The organism is Mesorhizobium sp. Cs1299R1N1 (assembly GCF_037179655.1).
GTDB lineage: Bacteria > Pseudomonadota > Alphaproteobacteria > Rhizobiales > Rhizobiaceae > Mesorhizobium > Mesorhizobium salmacidum.
Genome location: NZ_JAPYKR010000152.1, coordinates 1 through 246 on the forward strand (window position 1 = coordinate 1; position 246 = coordinate 246).

Annotated in this window: 1 protein-coding gene; it reads right to left on the reverse strand. The window is 69.5% G+C overall.

Going from position 1 to position 246, the window contains the following annotated elements; translation table 11 throughout:
* A partial coding sequence (locus tag O7A70_RS34130; RefSeq protein WP_337144247.1) for a VCBS domain-containing protein occupies positions 1-246 on the reverse strand: 246 nt, incomplete at both ends.

Consider the following 246-nt stretch of genomic DNA (forward strand, 5'->3'; position numbering starts at 1 on the left):
TGGCCGTGCCATGGGCGGCGGCGGCGCTCACCGAAAGGGTGTGGCTGTCGCTGGTGTCGACGTCGCTGAAGGTGACCTTGCCGGTCGCGACCTGCGCCGTGGCCGGAAGATCATCGCCTTCCGAGACGTTGCCGGACTGCGCGGCCGAGGTGATCTGCGGCGCGTCGTTGGTGCCGGTGATGGTGATCGCCACCACCTGGGCGACGAGGCCGCCATGGCCGTCGTCGACCTGGACGGTGAAGCTGT